The sequence below is a fragment of the Comamonas testosteroni ATCC 11996 genome, assembly GCF_000241525.1.
Taxonomy (GTDB): domain Bacteria; phylum Pseudomonadota; class Gammaproteobacteria; order Burkholderiales; family Burkholderiaceae_C; genus Comamonas; species Comamonas testosteroni.
Map to the genome: position 1 here is coordinate 102,459 of NZ_AHIL01000026.1, position 19,111 is coordinate 121,569.

Below are 19,111 nucleotides of genomic sequence, written 5' to 3' on the forward strand. Positions count from 1 at the left end.
CCACTTGGCAAACAAAAAGCCTGTCAGGTTTGGAGCCTTGCGGGCTTTGTCTGCTTGGAGGGCGCTTCCGGGCTTCTGAATTGGTGATCCCGTTGCACTTGCCCTATCTGCATTTGAAAGTGCTCTGCTACTGATGGCATCGTCTAGATTGAACTAGCTATCTTGCGGGCTGCAGGGCTTGGCGGCAGATCAGGGCTTTTCGCGCAGGCACTGGACGGTGTGAGCGTCCAGCCATTCGGCGTGCATGCCCGGGCATGCGAATTCGTCGCGCACGGATTTGGTGAGGGTGGTGGGTTCGTCCGCCTGGGCGTTGGGGGTGGCAAGCCACAGTACGCCCATGAAGATGGCGGCGACGAGGATCAGGGATTCGATGATCTTTTCCATGATATTTCTCCGGTCTGGCGCTTGTCAGGAAAACGCCTGTAGCTATCAAAATCGATGAGGTTGACCGTTCACAGCGGCCAGGCTTGCGGGGTGGTGGCAATGACGACGGCCACGCCGATGAGGCAAACGATCCCCAGGAGAGTGAGGCTCCATTGCGCGGCGGTCAGTAGCCTTGTTCCAAGGCTGGGGCTATCAAGAGCAGGGCTGCGAGGAGCAGCGCGAGCAGGGCGGTGGGGATGTGTGGCCATTTCACAAGCCCCCCTTCTCGCGCAGGCGCTGCACGAGGTCTTCATCAACGGGTTGAGGAACGGTGCTGTACAGCATGGAATCTCCTTTTGGCGAGAGGCAGGTCCGCTGAATGGGCGGGGGCGAATAAAAAAGGCCAGCGCTCTTGCGAGCGGGCGAAACCAACGAAGGTATGAAGTGAATGCGCTTCGCGCTCTGGTGCAGCAAACTGTTGCTTTGAATTTTACTGTTATTTTCATCAGTGCTGTTCATTTGTACAGTAGTTTAATTTTGCCCTGTACAGCGCGTCAACAGACGTCGACCCCAGTGTTGCATGGCCGCACCGAGTGTCTGCCTGCAAAGAAAAAGCCCACCGGCGTTGGCGGGTGGGCTTATGCGTAAAGGCCGATGCCTTGCGGCGTGCCTGGGGAAGCGGAGGGAGGATAGAGAACCTCAGGCTCGGCAGAAAGCGATGGGTAACGTCACCATCTGGTGTGACCGCTCAGACCGCAGCTCACAGTTGGTGCACTACGCACGGCATCGTCAAAGCGTATTTCAGGCCTCGATCTTGAGCAATACCTTGTACCTGGAACAATCACACCAGATGGCCCCGCTTGACCCTGCGGGGAGAGGTCGCGCTTAAGGCCCGCGGGGCCGGGAGGCTACATTTGAAAATCTCCGCGCAAAAAAAAGCCGACCGCGAGGTGGGCTGAACTCCAATTGGTTGGCGGCCGGCGCTGACCGGCCTGCGGTTCTTCTTGAGTTTGGGCACTAGCGCATGTGTGGCTGCGTGCCAGGGCTAGACAAAGGGCACACCGTAGTGGTCATAGACACGGCGGCCGTAGTCGTCGGTGTATTCGGGCAAGGTGCCTCCCTTGTAGTGAGGGGCGTTTTCAAGCCGTTCCTTGGTGACGGAAACCACGTACCCGCCTTGGCTGGGTTCGTATTTGAGGCTATCCCACGGCAGTGGGTAGAGATCTGAGCCGATGCCCAGGAAACCACCAAACTGCATCACTGCATATCGAATCTTGCCAGTGAGCTTGTCGATCATCAGTGAGTCGATAGCTCCCAGCTTGTCGCCGTTGGGGTTGTAGACGTTGGTGCCGTTGACACGATCGGATGAGATGACAGGTGAGGCTAACTGCATTCCTGCTCCTTTCTTTGCGTGGTACAGAACAACGCTGGCAAGCTGGGCCAGCGCTGAGGCGCTCACTTTCACTGCTGGGGCGGTTTGTGCTGCTGCCCAGGCTGCTGTTGCTGAGCAGGGGTCTTCTGCTGTCCTGGGGTTTGCTGCTGCTGCTGGCCGGGCTGGCTGGTACTCTGGCCTGGTTGGCGTTGCCCAGGGTTTTGCTGTTGTTGCTGCTTGTCCTGTTGGCTGGGGCTGTGCTGCTGGTTCGCTTGTTGCGTCATTTCCTTCACTCCTTCAGGCTGGTGATCAGCAAACCGGGTTGGCTTGCTGTGGGTGCATGGTCGCCGAGCCATGGAAAACCCTTCTGTAGGAGAACGGGGCGCAAGCCTGAAAACTGTGAGTGAGCCGCCATTACGTAGCATTTGGTTTACGTTTGAGGCGGAACTCTCGATATTCCTCACAGTATTCATCAGGACACGCTGCAGGGTATGGTGGGTTCCGGGCCCATTCAGGGTTGCGGTTTCTGCCGCCCTGATGCGAGTCGTTCCAACCGCAGTACCCTAGATCGGGTCCACCGGCTGGCCTTATGCTTTGGTGGAGGGCGCTGCCGTGATTCCAGCCAGCCTTGCCGCCTTGCCCTTGTCCGCATTCGACAGGCACATTGGCTTTTCCCAGAGCTAGCTGTTTTGATAGCTTCCGGCGTTTGGTTGATAAGGGCTGGAGGCCTATTTGCCCCAGATTCCTGGGTGCGGAGAAAATCCCCAGCAGCAGCTGGTTGGCAGGGGTTTTTTCTGTTCAGGCCAGGCAGTTCAGGTCGTAGCCCACCATGAAGAGTGAAGCTTCCATGGCGCGCATGCGATCAGGCTGGCCTGAAAACAGGCTGGGGGTCTTGCGCAGGGTTTCGGCCATTACCCAGGCCAGCCGTACCTTGGCGCCAGCCCAGCGCTGGGGCGTGCTTTGGCTGGTGTAGAGCAGGGTGCCCGGCGACGGTGGCTGGTCAAAGAGGCAAGCCAGTTTGTGCTGGGGCTTCTGGCTGCCGCCGGCCAACGGGAAACTCAGCGTATCGGGCAGGGGGCGCGTGCCGCTACTGCGGCGCCAGAACTCCACCAGTGCAGCCGCTGCGGCGCTGACCCGCGAGTCATAGATGGGCAAGCCTTCGGCTGAATAAAAGGCGTGCACCTTGGTGAGCATGGAGTTCATGAGCTGCACTGTCGGAAAGCCGGTGCGCAGGCTGGCCGAGCCAAGCGCCATTTCCTGGTGGGTCCGGGCAATGTAGTGGCTGATGTTAGTGCCAAGGCCCACAAGAAAGGGCCGCGCGCCTTCCTTGGGGTTGCGCTCGCCGCCCCAGTCCAGCACATCGCTACAGGCGGCCAGGGTGGCTGTCGCATCGTTGGCCTGTACGGCAGCGCGCAGCTTGGCAGAAAGAGCGCTTGTCTTGATGCACGACTCGGCCCAGTCGCCCGTTGCGAGGCCAGTCGCTCGCCAGCGGTAGTGGCGAGGTACCAGATCGGCAAAACGGGTAGTGGCTGTCAAGCCCTTGGGTACGTAGCTGGAAGAGCGAATGTTCAACTGAACCTGTCGCTGGGGGAGTGTGGCTGCAAGCCAGTCGGTAAAGCCTATGACTTCGGGCTGTTGCAGAAATTCGGTGCGATTCATTGATGCCTCGTGGCCTGTCGGATTTCTTGTTTTGCTCAGTTGGTGCGGCTTTGACATTGTCGCCCGGCGCGGGCGGCTAAAGGCGGACTGCAGCAATGAGTGCGCACGCCCCAGGTTTACGCTGTGGTGGTGTTGCGAGCACTTTTTCAGGCTCAGACTCCTCATGCGGTTGAGGAGACTCCATGCGCTGAAACTAAGTGAGATCGCACACCAGTTAATCCAGCGCTACTGAGGCCTGACGCAACGCGGTTCGCCCGCAGTGATTGCTGTATGTGGCATTGCAGACCGCTGGTCTGCCGGGCCGGGTATTGTCTATCCGCTGGTGGTGATCAGAACCTGAGCGTCGCTCCGACGATCGGGCCGCTCTGGCTGAAGTCCAGTCGCTTGCCATTGTCACGGTAGTTCACGCTCAGGTGGCGGTAGCCTACGGACACAAAAATGTTTTCCTTGACCTGGTAGTTCACCGAGGCATGAACCTGCCAGGTGAACTTCGAGCCCACATCCAGCCCGCCCATATCGGCATACAGCAAGCTGGACCAGCGCGGCGCAATGTCGTAGCGCCAGCGTGCGGCGACCACCGGGTCGACGAACGAGGTGTTGGATTGCGCCGAACCCACCCCTGGCACATTCACTTCGGCCTTGATCTGCCACAGGCGCAGGCCGGCCATCAGGTCGAAGCTCGATTGAGGGCTCAGCATCCAGTTGTGCCCGCCCGTCATAGTCAGTGAGGTCTGACGAATCTTGGCCTTGGCACTCAGGCCCAGGGGCAGGGCGGCCTGGTCCGATGTGGCAGCGTAGCTGAAGTCGCCCTGCAGCACATAGCTGCCCTTGCGCGCCGTGCCATTCACAAATGCTGCAGCGTCCAGATTCTCCAGAATGTCCGAGAACGACTTGTTCACGGTCACGGTGGGCGCTCCCCTGAACGGGCGGACGCTGCCGTCCAGTCCCGTCATCCATACATAGGGCGTGAGCTGATAGCGCCATGCATCGGCCGCCGCCTTGTCCTGCGCCCAGGCCGGCGTGCCTGCCAGCAGTCCCACGGCCAGCGCCGCCGCTGCCATGCCCGCACTGGTGTTGATGTGCTGGATCATTTGTCTGCCTTACAGCGTGTTCTTGTACACCTTGCCGTCCTTCATGATCAGGCGCAGGTTCTGTTCCGGGTTGCTCAGAAAGTCCAGATTCACCGTCGGGTCGCCATCGGCCACCAGAAGATCGGCAAATGCGCCAGCGGCGATGCGGCCCAGCGGCTGGGGATAGGGGTTGCGCTCGCCCGACAGGGCCAGCAGTTCGCCGTTGGTGCCCGTGGCCTGCTTCAGCAGCGTCATGGGGTCGTAAAAGCGCGTCAGCTTGGCTAGTTGCTTGCCCTGTGTGACAGTGCCCTTGGGGCTGAACAGAATGTCCGTGCCCCAGCCCGTCTTGATGCCGTACTTCTGCGCCATCTCATAGGCGCGCACCGTGCCCTGGGCCACGCGCGACTGGCTCTCGCGCCGCACTGCATCCGTATAAGGGTTGGCGTCCTCGTCCTGTAGAAACGGCTGCAGGCTCCACCACACGCCTTCGTCGCGCATCATGCGCACGCTTTCCTCGTCGGCCAACTGGCCGTGTTCGATGCTCTTCACGCCTGCTTTGATGGCCCGCTTGATGCCTTTGGGCGTGTAAACATGCGACATCACATAGGTGTTCCAGTCTGCGGCGGCTTCCACGCCAGCACGCAGCTCCTTCTCGGTGAACTGGGTGCTGTCCAGCGGGTCGTACATCGATGCCACGCCGCCGCCAGCCAGCATCTTGATCTGCGAGGCACCCAGCATCAACTGCTCTCGCACGCGGCGCAGCACCTCGGTCTCGCCATCCGCAATCATGGCCACGCCGACTTGCTCCACCATGCTCAGCGACTCGTTCGCCGCACGCGGGATATCGCTGCGCAGGCGGAAGTCGCCATGGCCCGAAGTCTGAGAAATCATCGCCCCGCTGGGGTAGATGCGCGGGCCCGGCACCATGCCCTCGTCGATCGCGCGCTTGAGCGCAAAGGCCGGCCCGCCCGCATCGCGTACCGAGGTGAAGCCGCGCATCAGCGTGCGCTGCGCCTCTTGCGCGGCGGAGATATAGAGATAGCCCAGATCTGCCGTCATGGCCGTCATCTGCGGCACGGCCGCCAGCATGGTGTGCCAGTGCGTATCGATCATGCCCGGCATCACCAGCTTGCCCTGGCAATCGATCACCTGGGCGCCTTCCACCTTCTCGCCGGCAGAGGGCAGGGCAGCAATCACCTTGCCCTGGATCAGCACCTGCACGCCCTGGCGCACGGACTTGCCCGTGCCGTCAAACAGGCGCAGATTGGTCAGCAACACGGGGCGGTCGGCCTGCTTGGGCATGCCGCCGGCACCGGGCTCGGCCGCATGCAGGCCCACGAACGGCGCCATCATAGCGGCCACTCCGCCCACAAACATGCGGCGCGACATATCGGTCATTACCCGCTCATGCAGCAATTGGCACACCACGCTGCCGCAGGTGCAGGCTCTGGGGCGAATCGGGCCGGTCTTCCAGGCCAGGTCGCCGTCAGTAGCGATTGCGTTACTCATCTGCTCTCTCCCCTTGTGCTGAATGAACAAAGACGCCGCGGCAGGCGTGACAAATGGAACCGAAGATTCACAATTTGATGCACCGATGCTACACGACGATCGGCCCATGAAAAAGCGCCCCACCGCACGAGGGCGATGGGGCGTTGCTTGCATGATGAGAGCGGCCGGGTCGTGACTGCGCTGCAGCCGATCAGGCTTGAACCGGGCGGTGCACCAGAACCGGAATGCTGCTGTTGACCAGTACGCGCTGGGTCTCGCTGCCCAGCAAAATGCCGGCAATGCCCTTGCGGCCGTGTGATGCCATGCAGATCAGGTCGCAGTTACCCTCCTGCGCCTGCTTGATGATGGCCTGATTGATGGAGATATTCGTTACTCGCACCGTCTGGCAGGCCACGCCCTCGGTCTTGGCAATTTCCAGGGCTGCGTGCAATACCTGATCTGCTTCCTTCTGGGCGCTCTTGTCGAACTCGGCGGAGTTGTAGGCGATCAGCGCCTCTGCTCCGTAAATCATGGCTGCGTAATCCGGCATCACATACAGCACCGTCACCTGTGCGCCTTGTTCCCTCGCCAGCTGTATGCCCGCGCGCAGCGCGGCCTCAGAGAGCTTCGAGCCGTCCGTAGGAATCAAAATGTGCTTGAACATATCCAGCCTCCTTGCGCATTGGTGCGCGTCTTGTTGCCAAATCAATTCGACCTATCAGCAAACTCATACTCACACTCCAGGGCTGCTAATGCAACACCTTGAAATGAGTATTCAGACGGTTTCTTGATGGAAATCAAATCCATGAAGGTGCAGGTAAATGCTGCTTCAAGCCCTTATCCATAAAGCGTTAGAGGCTATCAAAAGCAGACTATTCGCGGCGCTGGGCGCGTTGAGTCAGGCATCGGCCGCGCCGATGATTCCAACGTCGGCAATGCGCCACGGCAGGTTGCCGAAGGAGGCCGGCATCAGGTCCGTCGCAATCGGCTGTGCATGGGTAGAAGGGCGGCGTAATTCAGTTTCGGCAGGTGGCTGCTGTGCGCTCATTGGTCGGCATCGCTCTGTATCAAAGGTCGTAAACGCACTGCGGTGCGCCCAGACAGCAGCCTTCGCGACCAGATTGAAGGCCTGCGCCATGCGCTGAGTGTCGGCAGCCTGCTGGGAATGGCCTTCATGCATTGAAAGGCATTCATACAGGCCAGTTTGAAGGCAAGCGCCTTCTTTCCCGCAAGGTCCATGGCCAGCATGCGTAAGGCCATTACGGACGATGCAGTAATCGGGGAGTGTGCGCCCTGTGGAACCAGTGAATTCGGCCGGGGCGTGGAGTCCTTTGATGGCGCCAATCAGATTTCAACTGCGGCCCTTGCCGTGGGGTTGGGAGTGGGCTCGCCAATCTTGTGCAAGGTGTTGCGGTCGGTGTGGGCAAAAGGCTCGCTCTGACCAGGGATGGTCAATGTGGTTTCCTGCTCGTACGACCAGGTGCCGTCCGAGTGCTTGGTGACGGTGATGGTATAGGCGTCGGTTCTGAAGGCGTGTTCCAGAAATGGGTTGCTGGAGATGCCGTTGACGGTGGAGCCGCGCTCTGCCCTGAGAGTGAAGCTGGTGGCGTCGGCCGTGGCCTTGCCCGTGGCCATGGCGGTCTGTCCGCGCGGGATGGTCAGGGTCTGGATGATGTTGCCGGTGGCAGGCTCCCACAGCCAGTAACCGACCTGGTCGTGAAAGGTTTCCGCATCGTCAGGCTTGACGATGCGTGTGTGGTAGCGCAGGCCGTAGAAGAGCTGTGGCCCGTTGGTTTGCGCGTCGATGGGCTGGCATTCCATGTGCTCGATAAAGGCCTGCTTTTCAGGCCCGTCAGCCTTGGGATTGATATCCAGGCCGCGCTTGCCGGTCCAGATGCCGGCCATGCCGGTCAGGGGGCCGAGGTTGGCCAGAGTATTCACATCGGGCGTGGGCTCGGTGTAGATGTCTTTGGGAAAGTTTTCCATATCGTGTAACGGGCTTTCACTTTGAATCTGTTGAAGCCAGTTTACAAGCCATGGACTGAGGGGCTCTTGACGGCAGTCAAGCTGTCAGGTGCTTTCTTCGGTGGTGAGCGTAAAGCGTGCACTTTCGCCGCGCTGGGCGGCTTCACGCGTGAGGAAGATCAGCACGCGATAGCTGGCACCACGCTCGATGCGGAAGGTGCAGATGTTGTTGTTGGCCGAGCCTTGGCATAGAGGCTGGGCAGAGCCGTCCTTGAAGACGTTCATCTGGCTGGACGGGTTGTTGGTGTTGAGCGTGACGGTCATGCGCTGGAAGGGCCGCGTTTCGAGCCCGTATTGCACGATACCGTTGCCCGTGATCTGGCCGCTGTAGGAGTTGGTGTAGCCGCCCGGGGTTGTAAAGGCGGCCTGTGCCATGGAGCTGCTGCTGAGATGTAGCGTCATGAGACTGAGCAGGGCAGCAGTTGCAAGCATCGGTTGGAAGCGGGTCATGCAACTCTCCTGAATGTGTTGGACAGGATGGCGCTCCTGGCGCAGCGGTGGGTGTCTATGCCGACAGCCAAGCCACCATCCCCCACCGCCGCACCCTAGCGGCAGGAGACATTGCGCCAACTGAATTTGCCGTCGTTAAAGAACTCTGTCCATACCGACATGATGGGAGCCTGACGGTAAGAGAACGTAATCTGGTTAGGGATCTTTGGTCCTAGTGCGGCAGGCTGTCCATCCTTGTCGAAGACCTTGACGATGTAGAGCGTGACGCCTCCGTCCTCGTCTGTGTGCAGGACTACCCGGTAGTCCTTGGTGAAGAGATCCCAGTCGAATTGCTTGGTCACATACGTGTGCAGACGGACAAAAGCGCGGTTCGCGTTTTTGGCGGCAGGATTAACTTTTCTCATGACGACACTCCCTGTTGCTCAACGACTTGCCGCAGGACCTGCGAGCTGACATTTCATTGCATTTGACTGATGTTGTATCAAGCGGATGTAAGGAAGTATGTAGGCACTTACAGATCGCGTTAATGGATAGACCAGATCTGATGTGTGAGCTTCTTTGAAGCGCTGAGGAGGTGCTTTGCCGGTGCCGCTGTCATCTTTTCTTGATGAAGTAGCCGTGCTAAGTAACTGAGTGAAAAGATAGATTTTTTTAATGAAATCTATCCTGAGCGGGCGTGGGTTTGAGCGAAGAAGTTGCCTGATGAAGGCAATCTTTAGATGGGTACATTGAGTTTCAGGATAACGATGTTCGAGGCTTGGGTCATTGAAAGGATGGCTGAATAGCTTGCCGGAATTCCAACAAGCAAGTCATCGGTAGGTGCTCCCGGGATACTTCGCAGAGTGGGGAGCGCTCTTGCGGGCAGCGCTGTTTTCGTACTGCTGCTTTCGAGTCTCATGCAGGTTGATCTGGGCCACATGGGGGAGCTCAATCATGAGCCATGCGCCGGCCTGCCCAGCCCCTCAATCTGTGAGGCCAGGGCAACCAAAGGCGCGGGGCGCAGAAGTCTGCGTGGTCGATGGAACCACTCCGAATGGCACCAGGTTGGCCTGCAAAGTACGCACAAAGAGCATCTGCATATAGCCAAATACTTTTTTGATGGGTGCTGTTTCGCCGAGATCACCGGAAGGTGTGGTGGCTGAGCAGCTGGCAAGCGTCCAAAAGCCAGCTTATCAAATCCTTGAGATATGCCACCTTGCAGGCTCAGGGTTCATCCTGGCTCTGGCCAGTCTCGCTCTGCCAGTGTCTCTCAGGCCAGTCATCAAGCAGTGTTAAACCCTGAACCTATTGGTGATGTAGATTTTGTTTCTGCTGCACTTTTCGGTAAATTGGGCGTAGGAAAATTCTGATTTTGATGTGCAAGTGGCGATCTAGCCCGGAGCCCTACTGAATTAAAAAAGCCCATGTCCCACCACCTGCAATACACTTTTGCCTCCCGTCTAGATGCCTGGATCAGGCATATGAAGCTGGCCAAGCCTTGCCATACGCAGCAGATGGCTTATGAGCTGGTGATCGACAGCTGGGTGCAAACCAATGCAGAGCTTGGTGCTTCGCAGGAATTTTTGAAGGCCTTGCGCCGGCGTCGGCTGTGCGAAGAGCATGGCTGGCGGGGGGTGAATACGAGCGTTGCACACTGGGATCTGGATGATGCACACACTGTGCGGATCTATCTGCACGAAGACGGCTCCATCGTCGTGCAGCAAATGGACTCGCAGAATCTCCAGATTCTGTTCACCTTGCCTGGGCATCGTGAGCGATTGGGAGAAGTATCGGAGCGATGTGCCTAGCAGCCAAAAAAATGCCCGCGCAAGGCGGGCAAGTTTCGGGGTCCTCTCGATCCGGTTCTGCAGCTCACACAGTCAATGCATTTGAATAGTTGGCTGAGGCGCTACTTTGGCCTCAATCGCCGTTTATCGCTCTTGCACTGTTGCTGACGCGTTTGAACGGTTGACAGGTTGCCCCATCGGGTGCGGCCAGCAACTCCTGATTGGCTGGCCTGCATATTGCAGCCATGACTTGCAAGTCGCTTGAGCCCATCTTGTATCGAGGCAAGCGTGCGACATGCAGGACTGCTATTCGATATTTCTGGCTCCTTAATGTTTGCCGGTGGAAGCGGGCCGGTGTACCAGCACCGGGACATGGCTGTGGGTCAGGACGCGCTGGGTTTCGCTGCCCAGCAAAATTCCGCCGATACCTTTGCGACCGTGTGAAGCCATGCAAATCAGGTCGCATTGCAATTCCTGCGCCTGCTTAACAATGGCTTGGTAAACAGAGGCGTGGGTGACCCGCACAAAGTTGCAGGGTACGCCTTCAGGTCTGGCAATCTGGTCAACGAACTGCAAAGCCGCATCTGCATCGCTGTTGGCACTTCGCTCGAACTCTGCGCTGTTGTAAGTCAACAGTGCGTCTGCGCCGTAGATGATGGCGCGGTAGTCGGGCATGACATAAAGGCCGGTCACCTTGGCGCCTTGCTCACGCGCAAGCAGAACGCCAGCACGCACGGCAGCCTCTGACAGTTTGGTGCCATCGGTGGGAATGAGCAGGTGCTTGAACATGTTCAGCCTCCTGATGCCGGAAGATGTGCCTGAGATTCAATTTATTCCAATATTTCGAGCCGCGCAATGCCTAGTTCTTGAATGCGGCACAGTTGTAGATAGGAGGTAAGACTCTGTAACGAGGGGCGGTCGCGTCGAGTTGTCTCATTCCTCGGGCGAAGAGGGAACGCGATTGAGGATTTCGCCAGTGGCCTCTATCTCGAACTGCTGTGGATTGAGCCAGTTGACCTCCTGGTGATCGGCAGTTTCAAAGTAAATGGAAGATGGACGTATGGAGACTCCATGCGGCATGTCGATCTCATCAAAACTCTGATAGACCAGAATCAGGCGCAGGTCTCCATTGGCGTCTTTGGCCTGTATGTGCTGCAAGAGCTTGCGGTAGGCACTCATAGGACGCCCTCGTTGACATGTGTATATGAATGTTTCCACTGTCGAAGAGGTGCCGCAATACCCTGATCCGGGTATCCGTTCTGACGGATATTCGCGCCTGACAAGGAGTTCTGCGGACTGCGAGGCTTGTGCGAAATGCGTTCCGGCTGACAGGCCCAGGCAGAACATTGGCAAAAAATTTACATGGCGATCCAGATCGTTCGGCGCAAATGCAGAGGGTCCGCACTGACGATATCGAGTTTTTCGCCTATGCACTGTGGGTAGAGTTGTCTGGCACCATATCTGCCAGCCGATGGATCAAGAGCGTTGAGATGGCTTTCTGTCGGATGCATATGGAAGCTTTGTTGCATCGCCTGCGGGCCTAGCGCGGGTCGGGCTCGGGGCCGCATCAATGCAGGCAGTCAAACCTCACTGTGCTTTCAGACTTGCGGGGCTGTTTGCTCATGGAGTGCCATACGCTCCAGCGCGGCGCAGACATCGGCCATGCGTCCGCAGATCAGCAGGCATTCGGGCTGCTTGCGTGGTTCTCGCTGCACGATTTTGAGAAGCCGTGGAGAGGCAGCTTGCATCGACTGGTCGGTTATTGGCGATTGCAGCTCTGGGATCGCGGCAAAGGCCTGAGGACGAAGCGTATTGCTGCCGAGGCGACTGCGGCCGCGGTTGGCGCGCATGACAGGGATGCCGATCTGCTTCGCCTTTGGACGATTGGTAGTGAAGGACACGTGCTCTGCAGCGGTTTCGCTTGTGTCATCGGAGCTGAAGTTCGGGTTGAGCGACAGCGTGGCATGCAGGCTCTTCATAGTCAGGCGTGTCAAAACCTGCAGTGATGTGGCGAATCCCATTTGGCAACTCCTTTTGATGACCTGGCGGCATGGATAAGGGCAGGATTGCATTCTTTCGGCAAAGCTCCGCCCAGGGCGAGGCTCAACGGCTTCGCGCCTACCACCTGGGCTTGAGAGGGGAAGAGGCTCGGTGCCTCCGCTGCATAGACGGAGGAGGGGTCGTCTGCCCGTTACATGAACATGCTGTTGCGGATAAGGCCTACAGCCAGGCCTTCGATGGCGAATGGTTCTTCAGGATCGACGTGAATGATCTTGTAGTCGGGGTTCTCGGGCAGCAGCTCGATACCCTGAGGAGTGCGCTTGAAGCGCTTGACGGTAACGTCATCACCGAGGCGGGCCACCACAATCTGGCCGTTGCGCGCTTCATGCGTAGCCTGTACCGCCAGCAGGTCGCCGTCCATGATGCCCGCATCACGCATGGACATGCCACGCACTTTGAGCAGGTAGTCGGGCTTGGCGGCAAACAGGCTGGGCTCGACCGAATAGCTTTGATCGATATGTTCCTGGGCCAAAATAGGCGAGCCGGCAGCGACGCGGCCGACCAGGGGAAGCACCAGCGGTGCCAGGGCCGTCAGCGGCAGCGCAAAGCTGGCGCCGCGTGCCGCATTGATGTTGCGCACGGTATCGGCGCGCAGGCGAATGCCGCGCGATGTGCCGCTGACCAGGTCTATGACGCCCTTGCGGGCCAGTGCCTGCAAATGCTCTTCTGCAGCATTGGCCGACTTGAAGCCAAAGGTACTGGCAATCTCGGCCCGGGTAGGGGGCGCACCCGTGCGAGCGATGGTGGACTGGATGAGGTCCAGAATCTGCTGCTGGCGGGGAGTGAGCTTGGGGTGGTCCATGGGCATTCCTTGATCGATCGATGATGAATACTGTGTGTTCATCCAGTACCTGTATTTTTAATCAGTTTGAAGAGGACTGCAAGTGGAACGTGACAAAAATATCGTCATCCTGGGCACGGGCGGCACGATTGCAGGTGTCGCCGAGCAGGCTGGCGCCAGCGTGGGCTATCGTGCGGCCCAACTGGGCGTGGCTCAGCTGTTGCAGGCCGTGCCGGACCTGGAGCGCGTTGCTGGTGCCTCTCTGCAGGCGGAGCAGCTGGCGCAGCTGGACAGCAAGGATATGGATCACGCGACCTGGCATGCACTGGCGCTGCGCTGTGCCGAGCTGCTCGCGCGAGATGATGTGAGCGGCATTGTCATCACCCACGGCACCGACACCCTGGAGGAAACCGCCTGGTTCCTGCAATGCGTTCTGCGCCCGGCAAAGCCCGTGGTGCTGACATGTGCCATGCGCCCGGCCACAGCCATCTCGGCCGACGGTCCGGGCAATCTGCGCGATGCCGTGGCCTGTGCGGCCGATACGCAGGCTGCTGGTCGCGGTGTGCTTGCCGTGGTGGCGGGCCGGGTGTTCAGCGCACGCCAGGTGCGCAAGGTGCATCCCTACCGTGTGGATGCCTTCGATGGCAGCGGCGCCGGTCCGCAGGGCTGGGTGGAAGAGGGGCTGCTGCGCTGGGCTACGGGCGGACTGCCTGGGGCTGCTGCGGCTGGCTCGCCTGCGATCGCTTTACCGCCCGCAGGTCAATGGCCCCAGGTGGAGCTGCTGCACAGTCATGCGGGCTGCAACAGTGCAGTGGCGCTGGCGGTGATGCAGGCCTGGCATGCGGCAGGCGTGCGTGCCGTGGTGGTGGTGGGCACGGGCAATGGGACGGTCCATCAGGCATTGGGGCCAGCCCTGGACTGGGCGCAGGCGCAGGGCATGGCTTTGCGCATCACGACCCGGTGCGAGGAGGGACAGGTGGTGCAGGCCGAGGGAGCGCTGGATGGCCGTGTGAGCAGCCTGCCGGCGGCCAAGGCCCGAATCAGCCTGATGCTGGAGCTGATGGGCTGGCCTCGCGCATTGGGTTGATGCTCTTATTATGAGAGCTTCTGGCCTTTATTGATACAGAGTATCTATGCTGTTTTGGTTTGAAATCCAATGAGTGTAGGCGCAGGCAGCTATGAATATTGATGGCTCCAACGCCATCCTCGGTACAGCTTTTTCGCACCGGACTGATGTCGGCCGGAAGGGCGGGAGCACGAGCTTCAAGAACAAAAAAGGCCGGTGAGGACACCGGCCTTTTTTGCCCAGAGATGCCTGGCCGCGAAAAGTCGGCAAGGCTCCATGAGCGAGTGATCAGGGCGATCAGGAAGCCAGAGCGGCCAGAGCGCGTTCGGTGATTTCTTCAACGCTACCTGTGCCGCTGATGGCGCGGTACTTGGGGGCCGCTGCTGCATCGGCCTTGGCCCAGTTGCTGTAGTAGTCCACCAGAGGACGTGTCTGGCTGCTGTAGACGTCCAGGCGCTTCTTGACGGTTTCTTCCTTGTCGTCTTCGCGCTGCACCAGGTCTTCACCGGTCACGTCGTCCTTGCCTTCCACCTTGGGAGGGTTGAACTTGACGTGGTAGGTGCGGCCAGAGGCAGGGTGGCTGCGGCGGCCGCTCATGCGTTCGATGATGGCGTCGAAGGGCACGTCGATTTCCAGCACATAGTCCAGTTTCACGCCGGCGGCCTTCATGGCGTCGGCCTGGGGGATGGTGCGGGGGAAGCCGTCAAACAGGAAACCCTTGGCACAGTCGGGCTGAGCAATGCGTTCCTTGACCAGGTTGATGATCAGATCGTCGCTGACCAGTTGGCCGGCGTCCATCACGGCCTTGGCTTGCAGACCCAGAGGGGTGCCAGCCTTGACGGCGGCGCGCAGCATGTCGCCCGTGGAGATTTGAGGGATACCGTACTTTTGGCAAATGAAGGCCGCCTGAGTGCCTTTGCCGGCGCCGGGTGCACCCAACAAAATCAGTTTCATGGAAATCCTTGAGGAGAGTAGAAATTCTTGCTGGCCCAGGCAGACGGGTGGTCGTCCGTAGTCCCCGGGCCGTATTTTTTCGCGGGCAAGGATAGCACGCACAAGACCAACACAGGCTTACACAATTCAGTCAAGGCTGTCACAAGTGCGGCCAATTGAAGGCATGGATCCGCTGCAAACGCGATTGCTGTAGTTGTAATCCAAGTGCCGAAACCGTTACATATGCTATTTGGACTATGCGGAAAGTATAGCGATCAGCGCTTTCCTGGACTGGCCCAGGGCCCTTTGGGCTGCTCTGGCCGGCGGGGCTGCTGCCGGCTTGATGCGGGAGCATCCCTGGAAGAAGACAGCCTGCGCACCGGTGTCGCCAAGGTGCGCAGGTCTTTTTCTCAAACAGCAAAAACAGCGCGCACGCGCTCAAGGTCTTCGGGCGTGTCGACGCCGGCACCCGGTGCATCGGGCGTGATATGCACGGCAATGCGGTGGCCGTGCCAGAGGGCGCGCAACTGCTCCAGCTGCTCCATGGCTTCGGTCGGCGCGGGTGCCAGTTGTGGGAACTCGCGCAGAAAACCGGCCTTGTAGCTATAGATGCCAATATGGCGCAGCGGTGTGAAACCTGTGTGACCGGCCTTGGGGGCCGCCGTCTGCCACCAGGCTTCATCGCCGTGGTCGCGCGAGAAAGGGATGGGCGCGCGGCTGAAATAGCTGGCCAGACCCTTGGCGCCACAGACCACCTTCACCACATTCGGGTTGCGGTAGTCCGTCAGACTCTCGATAGGATGAGCCGCCGTGCCCATGCTGGCTTCGGGGCGGGCCAGCAGCAGTTGTGCCACGGCTTCGATGAGCTTGGGGTCGATCAGCGGCTCGTCGCCTTGCACATTGACGACCACCTCGTCGCCGGACAGGCCCAGTTGCGCACAGGCTTCGGCCAGACGGTCGCTGCCGCTTGGATGATCCTTGCGCGTCAGAATGGCCTGGACGCCATGCTCTGCGCAGGCCGCCACAATGCTCTCGTCGTCGGCAGCCACCACGCAGCGGGCTGCGCCGGCCACAGCCGCGCGCTGGGCCACGCGCACCACCATCGGCAAGCCGGCAATATCGGCCAGCGGCTTGCCGGGCAGACGGGTCGAGGACAGACGGGCCGGGATCAGTACCGTATAGCTCATGACTTATTGCTTTTCTTCTTCCAGCTCGTCGTCGGACAGGGTGCGGGCTTCGTTTTCCAGCAGCACCGGGATGCCGTCGCGCACGGGGTAGGCCAGACGCGCGCTGTGGCTGATCAGCTCCTGATGCTCGCGGTCAAAGCGCAGCGGGCCCTTGGTGACGGGGCAGACCAGCAGTTCGAGAAGTTTGGCGTCCATGGGATATTCCTGCAAAACGGGATGAGGGCGCCAGCAGGGGGCTGGCGCTGTAAAAAAGGGGTGATCAGCCGAGGCCGATCCATAGGCTCAATGATAGTCAGGCTGGCTTGCCATCGCGGCGAATATTGGCGTTGGCCTTGGCCAGCTGCGCATCCAGCAGTTCCCAGAAGGCCTGCGGCAGCTGCAGCTTAAGTGGCACGGCCCAGGCTTCGGGATGCCTGCGCCAGAGCTTGACGGCGTCTTTTTCGGTGCAAATCAAGGGCTTGTCATTTCCCAGCTTGCGCGAGAAGCTCTCGAAATCATAGTGATCGGGCAAGGCCTGGGTCGCTGCCGGAGTGATTCCCTTGGCGGCCAGCATGGCAAAAAAGGACTCGGGGCGTGCCACGGCGGCCACAGCCTCCGGGCTCCGAGCGGCAAGGCTGTGCAGCGGGATGCTCTGGCCATGGCCGTTGCAGGCGGCGTCGGCCAGGCTGCGCTGCAGCGCGAATGCGGGGGAAGTGCCCAGCGGCCTGGGCGGCTGGCCGGCATGCAGTGTCGCCGTCACCGGGCGGGGCCAGGGCTCGCGCAACGGGCCTGCGGGCAGCAGAAAACCGTTTCCGACCCCTTCATCATTGAAGACGCACAACTCCACATCGCGTGCCAGGGCCAGATGTTGCAGGCCGTCGTCGCTCACGATCACATCGACCTGCGGGTAGCGTTGGCGAAGCGCTTGCGCCGCCTCCAGACGCCTGGAGGCGACAAAGACCGGTACGCCGGTGCTGCGGGCCAGCAGGGCTGGCTCGTCGCCGACTTCGCTGGCGGGGCTGTCCGGCAGGGCCTCGCGGCAATCCTGCCCGTTCTCGATCCTGCGGCCATAACCACGCGAGATGATGGCCGGCTGCCAGCCCCTGGCCTTGAGGTGGGCCACCACGGCCAGAGTCACGGGGGTCTTGCCTGCGCCGCCTGCAATCACGTTGCCGACGACGATGACTGGCAGACCCGTGCTTTGCTGGCGGCTGCGCATGCGCCTGGCGTTCCAGGCCTGCAGCACCCCATAGAGTAGCGATAGCGGCCACAGCAGCCAGGCACCCGCACCACGCTGGCGCCAGAGTGCGCGCAAGCCATGTTGCGAGGAGGATGCTTGGACGGTGTTTTGAGGCATAGGGGTTCGGATCATACGGGCGCGGCCGGAGTTCCTGCAGCCAACGGGCCTGCGTGATGGGCAAATACCTGTGCCCTGACCCCGGGAGCTTGGGGTCAAAAGCTGCCAAACAGACTGCCCAGCGCCACGATGACGGCAAGGGCAGCGACGGCAGGGACTATGGCCACCATGGCAATGTCCAGATAGGACTGGCGATGCGTGAGCCTGCAGATGCCCAGCAGAGTGATGACGGCGCCGTTGTGCGGCAAGGTGTCCAGTCCGCCCGTGGCGACGGCCGTGACGCGGTGCAGCAGCTGGGGCGACAGGCCTGCAGCCTCGCCCATCTGCAGCCAGGTGCTGCCCAGGGTCTGCAGAGCAATGCTCATGCCGCCCGAGGCCGAGCCGGTAATGCCGGCCAGAATGTTGATGGCGATCGACATCGAGATCAGTGGGTTGTCCGGGTAGATGTTGAGCACCGCATCGCGTATCAGCGTGAAGCCTGCCAGCGAGGCGATGACCGCACCATAACCGACCTGGGAGGCAGTGTTCAGCAGCGGCAGGGCCGAGGCGCTGGCGCCTTCGTCGAGCAGTTGCTTGAGCTGTGGCAGGCGGCTCCACCACAGGGCGACCAGCAGGCAGATTGCCGCGGTCAGGGCCGCAATCACGGCCCAGATGCCGCGCAGCGCCTCGATGCTGGTGGCGCCGAAACGGGCTTCGGCCAGATAGCGCGTGTCCAGACCTGCAAGCACATGCACCGATAAAAGGTAGTTCAGAGCGATCACCACGGCAACAGGCAGCAAGGCCTTGGCCAGCTCCAGGTGGCTGGGGGCGGCCTCTGCCGCTGGAGCAAGTTCGTCTGCCGGCTGCTGGGCTTCATCCTCGGCGGTAAAGCCTTCGCCTCTGGAGCGCGCCTGCGCGCTGCGGCAGTGCAGCCACCACAGGCCGAGCATCAGCATCACGGCTGCGGCGATCAGGCCCAGTCCCGGTGCGGCAAATGGTGTGGTGCCGAAATAGGGCATGGGAATCGCGTTCTGGATGGCCGGCGTGCCGGGCAGCGCCGTCATGGTGAAGGTAAAGGCTCCCAGCGCAATCGTGGCCGGCATGAGGCGGCGCGGGATGTCGGCACGCCTAAAAAGTGCCTGGGCGATGGGATATACCGCAAAGGCCACGACAAACAAGGAAACGCCGCCGTAGGTGAGAACGGCACAGGCCAGCACCACGGCGAGTATGGCGCGCCGCTCGCCCAGTGCTGCCGCAATGCCCTGGGCAATGATGTGAGCCGCCCCCGAGGCTTCCATGAGCTTGCCGAAGACCGCGCCCAGCAAGAACAGCGGAAAGTAGGCGATGACAAAGCCGCCAAGGCTGACCATGAAGATCTGGGTGTAGCTGGCCAGCATCAGCCACGGTGCACCGAAGGCTACAGCCAGCAAGGCTGTCAGTGGCGCCAGCAGCAGCACGCTGACGCCGCGATAGGCCAAAGTGATGAGTAGACCGAGTGAAAGAACGATGCCCAAAATGCTGATCACATGCACCTCCCTAAGCAAACCGTTCAGTCACGGCGTTCAAGTCAAAAGC

Annotated in this window: 23 protein-coding genes; 2 read left to right on the forward strand and 21 right to left on the reverse strand. The window is 60.3% G+C overall.

Going from position 1 to position 19,111, the window contains the following annotated elements; genetic code table 11:
• Positions 1-189 precede the first annotated feature (189 nt).
• The 12 genes from CTATCC11996_RS10075 to CTATCC11996_RS10125 all read right to left on the reverse strand — a co-directional run bounded on the left by CTATCC11996_RS10075 (position 190) and on the right by CTATCC11996_RS10125 (position 8,831).
• On the reverse strand, positions 190-384 hold the full coding sequence (locus CTATCC11996_RS10075; protein ID WP_003053971.1) for a hypothetical protein: 195 nt from the start codon (positions 382-384) through the stop codon (positions 190-192).
• A gap of 249 nt (positions 385-633) precedes the next feature.
• Positions 634-882 (reverse strand): hypothetical protein, encoded by a 249-nt coding sequence (locus CTATCC11996_RS25820; RefSeq protein WP_162097105.1) that lies wholly within the window; start codon positions 880-882, stop codon positions 634-636.
• 526 nt (positions 883-1,408) lie between these two features.
• Positions 1,409-1,756: a PRC-barrel domain-containing protein gene (locus tag CTATCC11996_RS10080; RefSeq protein ID WP_003075726.1), complete on the reverse strand. Its 348-nt coding sequence runs from the start codon at positions 1,754-1,756 to the stop codon at positions 1,409-1,411.
• Positions 1,757-1,824: 68 nt separating this feature from the next.
• A complete protein-coding gene (locus CTATCC11996_RS10085; RefSeq protein ID WP_003075727.1) occupies positions 1,825-2,019 on the reverse strand; it encodes a hypothetical protein in 195 nt (64 codons plus the stop codon).
• Between the two features lie 514 nt (positions 2,020-2,533).
• Positions 2,534-3,394, reverse strand: a complete 861-nt coding sequence (locus tag CTATCC11996_RS10090) for a hypothetical protein (protein WP_003075729.1) — start codon at positions 3,392-3,394, stop codon at positions 2,534-2,536.
• A gap of 329 nt (positions 3,395-3,723) precedes the next feature.
• A complete protein-coding gene (locus CTATCC11996_RS10095) occupies positions 3,724-4,485 on the reverse strand; it encodes a porin family protein (RefSeq protein ID WP_003075730.1) in 762 nt (253 codons plus the stop codon).
• 9 nt (positions 4,486-4,494) lie between these two features.
• Entirely contained in the window at positions 4,495-5,973 is a 1,479-nt protein-coding gene (locus tag CTATCC11996_RS10100) for a metal-dependent hydrolase family protein (protein ID WP_034348679.1), read from the reverse strand.
• A gap of 190 nt (positions 5,974-6,163) precedes the next feature.
• Entirely contained in the window at positions 6,164-6,616 is a 453-nt protein-coding gene (locus CTATCC11996_RS10105) for a universal stress protein (RefSeq protein ID WP_003075732.1), read from the reverse strand.
• Between the two features lie 234 nt (positions 6,617-6,850).
• Positions 6,851-7,132 (reverse strand): hypothetical protein, encoded by a 282-nt coding sequence (locus CTATCC11996_RS24605; RefSeq protein WP_003075733.1) that lies wholly within the window; start codon positions 7,130-7,132, stop codon positions 6,851-6,853.
• 164 nt (positions 7,133-7,296) lie between these two features.
• Positions 7,297-7,938 (reverse strand): FABP family protein, encoded by a 642-nt coding sequence (locus CTATCC11996_RS10115; RefSeq protein WP_003075734.1) that lies wholly within the window; start codon positions 7,936-7,938, stop codon positions 7,297-7,299.
• Positions 7,939-8,022: 84 nt separating this feature from the next.
• The gene (locus tag CTATCC11996_RS10120; protein WP_003062872.1) at positions 8,023-8,427 is read right to left on the reverse strand and encodes a hypothetical protein; all 405 of its coding nucleotides are present in this window, start codon (positions 8,425-8,427) and stop codon (positions 8,023-8,025) included.
• A gap of 95 nt (positions 8,428-8,522) precedes the next feature.
• A complete protein-coding gene (locus CTATCC11996_RS10125; RefSeq protein ID WP_003053988.1) occupies positions 8,523-8,831 on the reverse strand; it encodes a hypothetical protein in 309 nt (102 codons plus the stop codon).
• Positions 8,832-9,887: 1,056 nt separating this feature from the next.
• Here CTATCC11996_RS10125 and CTATCC11996_RS10130 point away from each other — a divergent pair.
• On the forward strand, positions 9,888-10,214 hold the full coding sequence (locus CTATCC11996_RS10130; RefSeq protein ID WP_003075735.1) for a hypothetical protein: 327 nt from the start codon (positions 9,888-9,890) through the stop codon (positions 10,212-10,214).
• A 306-nt stretch (positions 10,215-10,520) separates the two neighbouring features.
• Here CTATCC11996_RS10130 and CTATCC11996_RS10135 read toward each other — a convergent pair whose 3' ends face one another.
• The 4 genes from CTATCC11996_RS10135 to lexA form a co-directional block, all read right to left on the reverse strand.
• Complete coding sequence (locus CTATCC11996_RS10135) at positions 10,521-10,982, reverse strand: universal stress protein (RefSeq protein WP_003075736.1); 462 nt, start codon at positions 10,980-10,982, stop codon at positions 10,521-10,523.
• Between the two features lie 144 nt (positions 10,983-11,126).
• Positions 11,127-11,372, reverse strand: a complete 246-nt coding sequence (locus CTATCC11996_RS10140) for a hypothetical protein (protein ID WP_003075737.1) — start codon at positions 11,370-11,372, stop codon at positions 11,127-11,129.
• A gap of 419 nt (positions 11,373-11,791) precedes the next feature.
• Entirely contained in the window at positions 11,792-12,214 is a 423-nt protein-coding gene (locus tag CTATCC11996_RS10145) for a hypothetical protein (RefSeq protein WP_003075739.1), read from the reverse strand.
• Between the two features lie 170 nt (positions 12,215-12,384).
• The gene (lexA, locus tag CTATCC11996_RS10150; RefSeq protein WP_003075740.1) at positions 12,385-13,056 is read right to left on the reverse strand and encodes a transcriptional repressor LexA; all 672 of its coding nucleotides are present in this window, start codon (positions 13,054-13,056) and stop codon (positions 12,385-12,387) included.
• An 82-nt stretch (positions 13,057-13,138) separates the two neighbouring features.
• On the opposite strand from lexA, the gene CTATCC11996_RS10155 reads away from it, so the two are divergent.
• Positions 13,139-14,122: an asparaginase gene (locus CTATCC11996_RS10155; protein ID WP_003075743.1), complete on the forward strand. Its 984-nt coding sequence runs from the start codon at positions 13,139-13,141 to the stop codon at positions 14,120-14,122.
• Between the two features lie 276 nt (positions 14,123-14,398).
• On the opposite strand, the gene adk is transcribed toward CTATCC11996_RS10155, so the two are convergent.
• The 5 genes from adk to CTATCC11996_RS10180 all read right to left on the reverse strand — a co-directional run bounded on the left by adk (position 14,399) and on the right by CTATCC11996_RS10180 (position 19,062).
• Positions 14,399-15,055: an adenylate kinase gene (gene adk / locus CTATCC11996_RS10160; protein ID WP_003062884.1), complete on the reverse strand. Its 657-nt coding sequence runs from the start codon at positions 15,053-15,055 to the stop codon at positions 14,399-14,401.
• Positions 15,056-15,444: 389 nt separating this feature from the next.
• Entirely contained in the window at positions 15,445-16,221 is a 777-nt protein-coding gene (kdsB, locus tag CTATCC11996_RS10165; protein ID WP_003075745.1) for a 3-deoxy-manno-octulosonate cytidylyltransferase, read from the reverse strand.
• 3 nt (positions 16,222-16,224) lie between these two features.
• Entirely contained in the window at positions 16,225-16,416 is a 192-nt protein-coding gene (locus tag CTATCC11996_RS10170) for a Trm112 family protein (RefSeq protein ID WP_003054006.1), read from the reverse strand.
• A gap of 97 nt (positions 16,417-16,513) precedes the next feature.
• Complete coding sequence (gene lpxK / locus CTATCC11996_RS10175; RefSeq protein ID WP_003075746.1) at positions 16,514-17,557, reverse strand: tetraacyldisaccharide 4'-kinase; 1,044 nt, start codon at positions 17,555-17,557, stop codon at positions 16,514-16,516.
• Between the two features lie 95 nt (positions 17,558-17,652).
• A complete protein-coding gene (locus tag CTATCC11996_RS10180) occupies positions 17,653-19,062 on the reverse strand; it encodes a GntP family permease (protein ID WP_003075748.1) in 1,410 nt (469 codons plus the stop codon).
• Between the last annotated feature and the right edge of the window lie 49 nt (positions 19,063-19,111).

Excerpts from the sequence above, each read along its gene's own strand:
- CTATCC11996_RS10140 (WP_003075737.1), bottom strand. The coding sequence starts at position 11,372 with ATGAGTGCCTACCGCAAGCTCTTGCAGCACATACAGGCCAAAGACGCC.
- CTATCC11996_RS10130 (WP_003075735.1), top strand. The coding sequence starts at position 9,888 with ATGAAGCTGGCCAAGCCTTGCCATACGCAGCAGATGGCTTATGAGCTG.
- lpxK (WP_003075746.1), bottom strand. The coding sequence starts at position 17,557 with ATGCCTCAAAACACCGTCCAAGCATCCTCCTCGCAACATGGCTTGCGC.
- CTATCC11996_RS10125 (WP_003053988.1), bottom strand. The coding sequence starts at position 8,831 with ATGAGAAAAGTTAATCCTGCCGCCAAAAACGCGAACCGCGCTTTTGTC.
- CTATCC11996_RS10085 (WP_003075727.1), bottom strand. The coding sequence starts at position 2,019 with ATGACGCAACAAGCGAACCAGCAGCACAGCCCCAGCCAACAGGACAAG.
- CTATCC11996_RS10170 (WP_003054006.1), bottom strand. The coding sequence starts at position 16,416 with ATGGACGCCAAACTTCTCGAACTGCTGGTCTGCCCCGTCACCAAGGGC.
- CTATCC11996_RS10115 (WP_003075734.1), bottom strand. The coding sequence starts at position 7,938 with ATGGAAAACTTTCCCAAAGACATCTACACCGAGCCCACGCCCGATGTG.
- CTATCC11996_RS10100 (WP_034348679.1), bottom strand. The coding sequence starts at position 5,973 with ATGAGTAACGCAATCGCTACTGACGGCGACCTGGCCTGGAAGACCGGC.
- CTATCC11996_RS10075 (WP_003053971.1), bottom strand. The coding sequence starts at position 384 with ATGGAAAAGATCATCGAATCCCTGATCCTCGTCGCCGCCATCTTCATG.
- CTATCC11996_RS10080 (WP_003075726.1), bottom strand. The coding sequence starts at position 1,756 with ATGCAGTTAGCCTCACCTGTCATCTCATCCGATCGTGTCAACGGCACC.
- CTATCC11996_RS25820 (WP_162097105.1), bottom strand. The coding sequence starts at position 882 with ATGAACAGCACTGATGAAAATAACAGTAAAATTCAAAGCAACAGTTTG.
- kdsB (WP_003075745.1), bottom strand. The coding sequence starts at position 16,221 with ATGAGCTATACGGTACTGATCCCGGCCCGTCTGTCCTCGACCCGTCTG.
- CTATCC11996_RS10145 (WP_003075739.1), bottom strand. The coding sequence starts at position 12,214 with ATGGGATTCGCCACATCACTGCAGGTTTTGACACGCCTGACTATGAAG.
- CTATCC11996_RS10090 (WP_003075729.1), bottom strand. The coding sequence starts at position 3,394 with ATGAATCGCACCGAATTTCTGCAACAGCCCGAAGTCATAGGCTTTACC.
- CTATCC11996_RS10120 (WP_003062872.1), bottom strand. The coding sequence starts at position 8,427 with ATGACCCGCTTCCAACCGATGCTTGCAACTGCTGCCCTGCTCAGTCTC.
- CTATCC11996_RS10095 (WP_003075730.1), bottom strand. The coding sequence starts at position 4,485 with ATGATCCAGCACATCAACACCAGTGCGGGCATGGCAGCGGCGGCGCTG.
- adk (WP_003062884.1), bottom strand. The coding sequence starts at position 15,055 with ATGAAACTGATTTTGTTGGGTGCACCCGGCGCCGGCAAAGGCACTCAG.
- CTATCC11996_RS10105 (WP_003075732.1), bottom strand. The coding sequence starts at position 6,616 with ATGTTCAAGCACATTTTGATTCCTACGGACGGCTCGAAGCTCTCTGAG.
- CTATCC11996_RS10135 (WP_003075736.1), bottom strand. The coding sequence starts at position 10,982 with ATGTTCAAGCACCTGCTCATTCCCACCGATGGCACCAAACTGTCAGAG.
- lexA (WP_003075740.1), bottom strand. The coding sequence starts at position 13,056 with ATGGACCACCCCAAGCTCACTCCCCGCCAGCAGCAGATTCTGGACCTC.
- CTATCC11996_RS24605 (WP_003075733.1), bottom strand. The coding sequence starts at position 7,132 with ATGCATGAAGGCCATTCCCAGCAGGCTGCCGACACTCAGCGCATGGCG.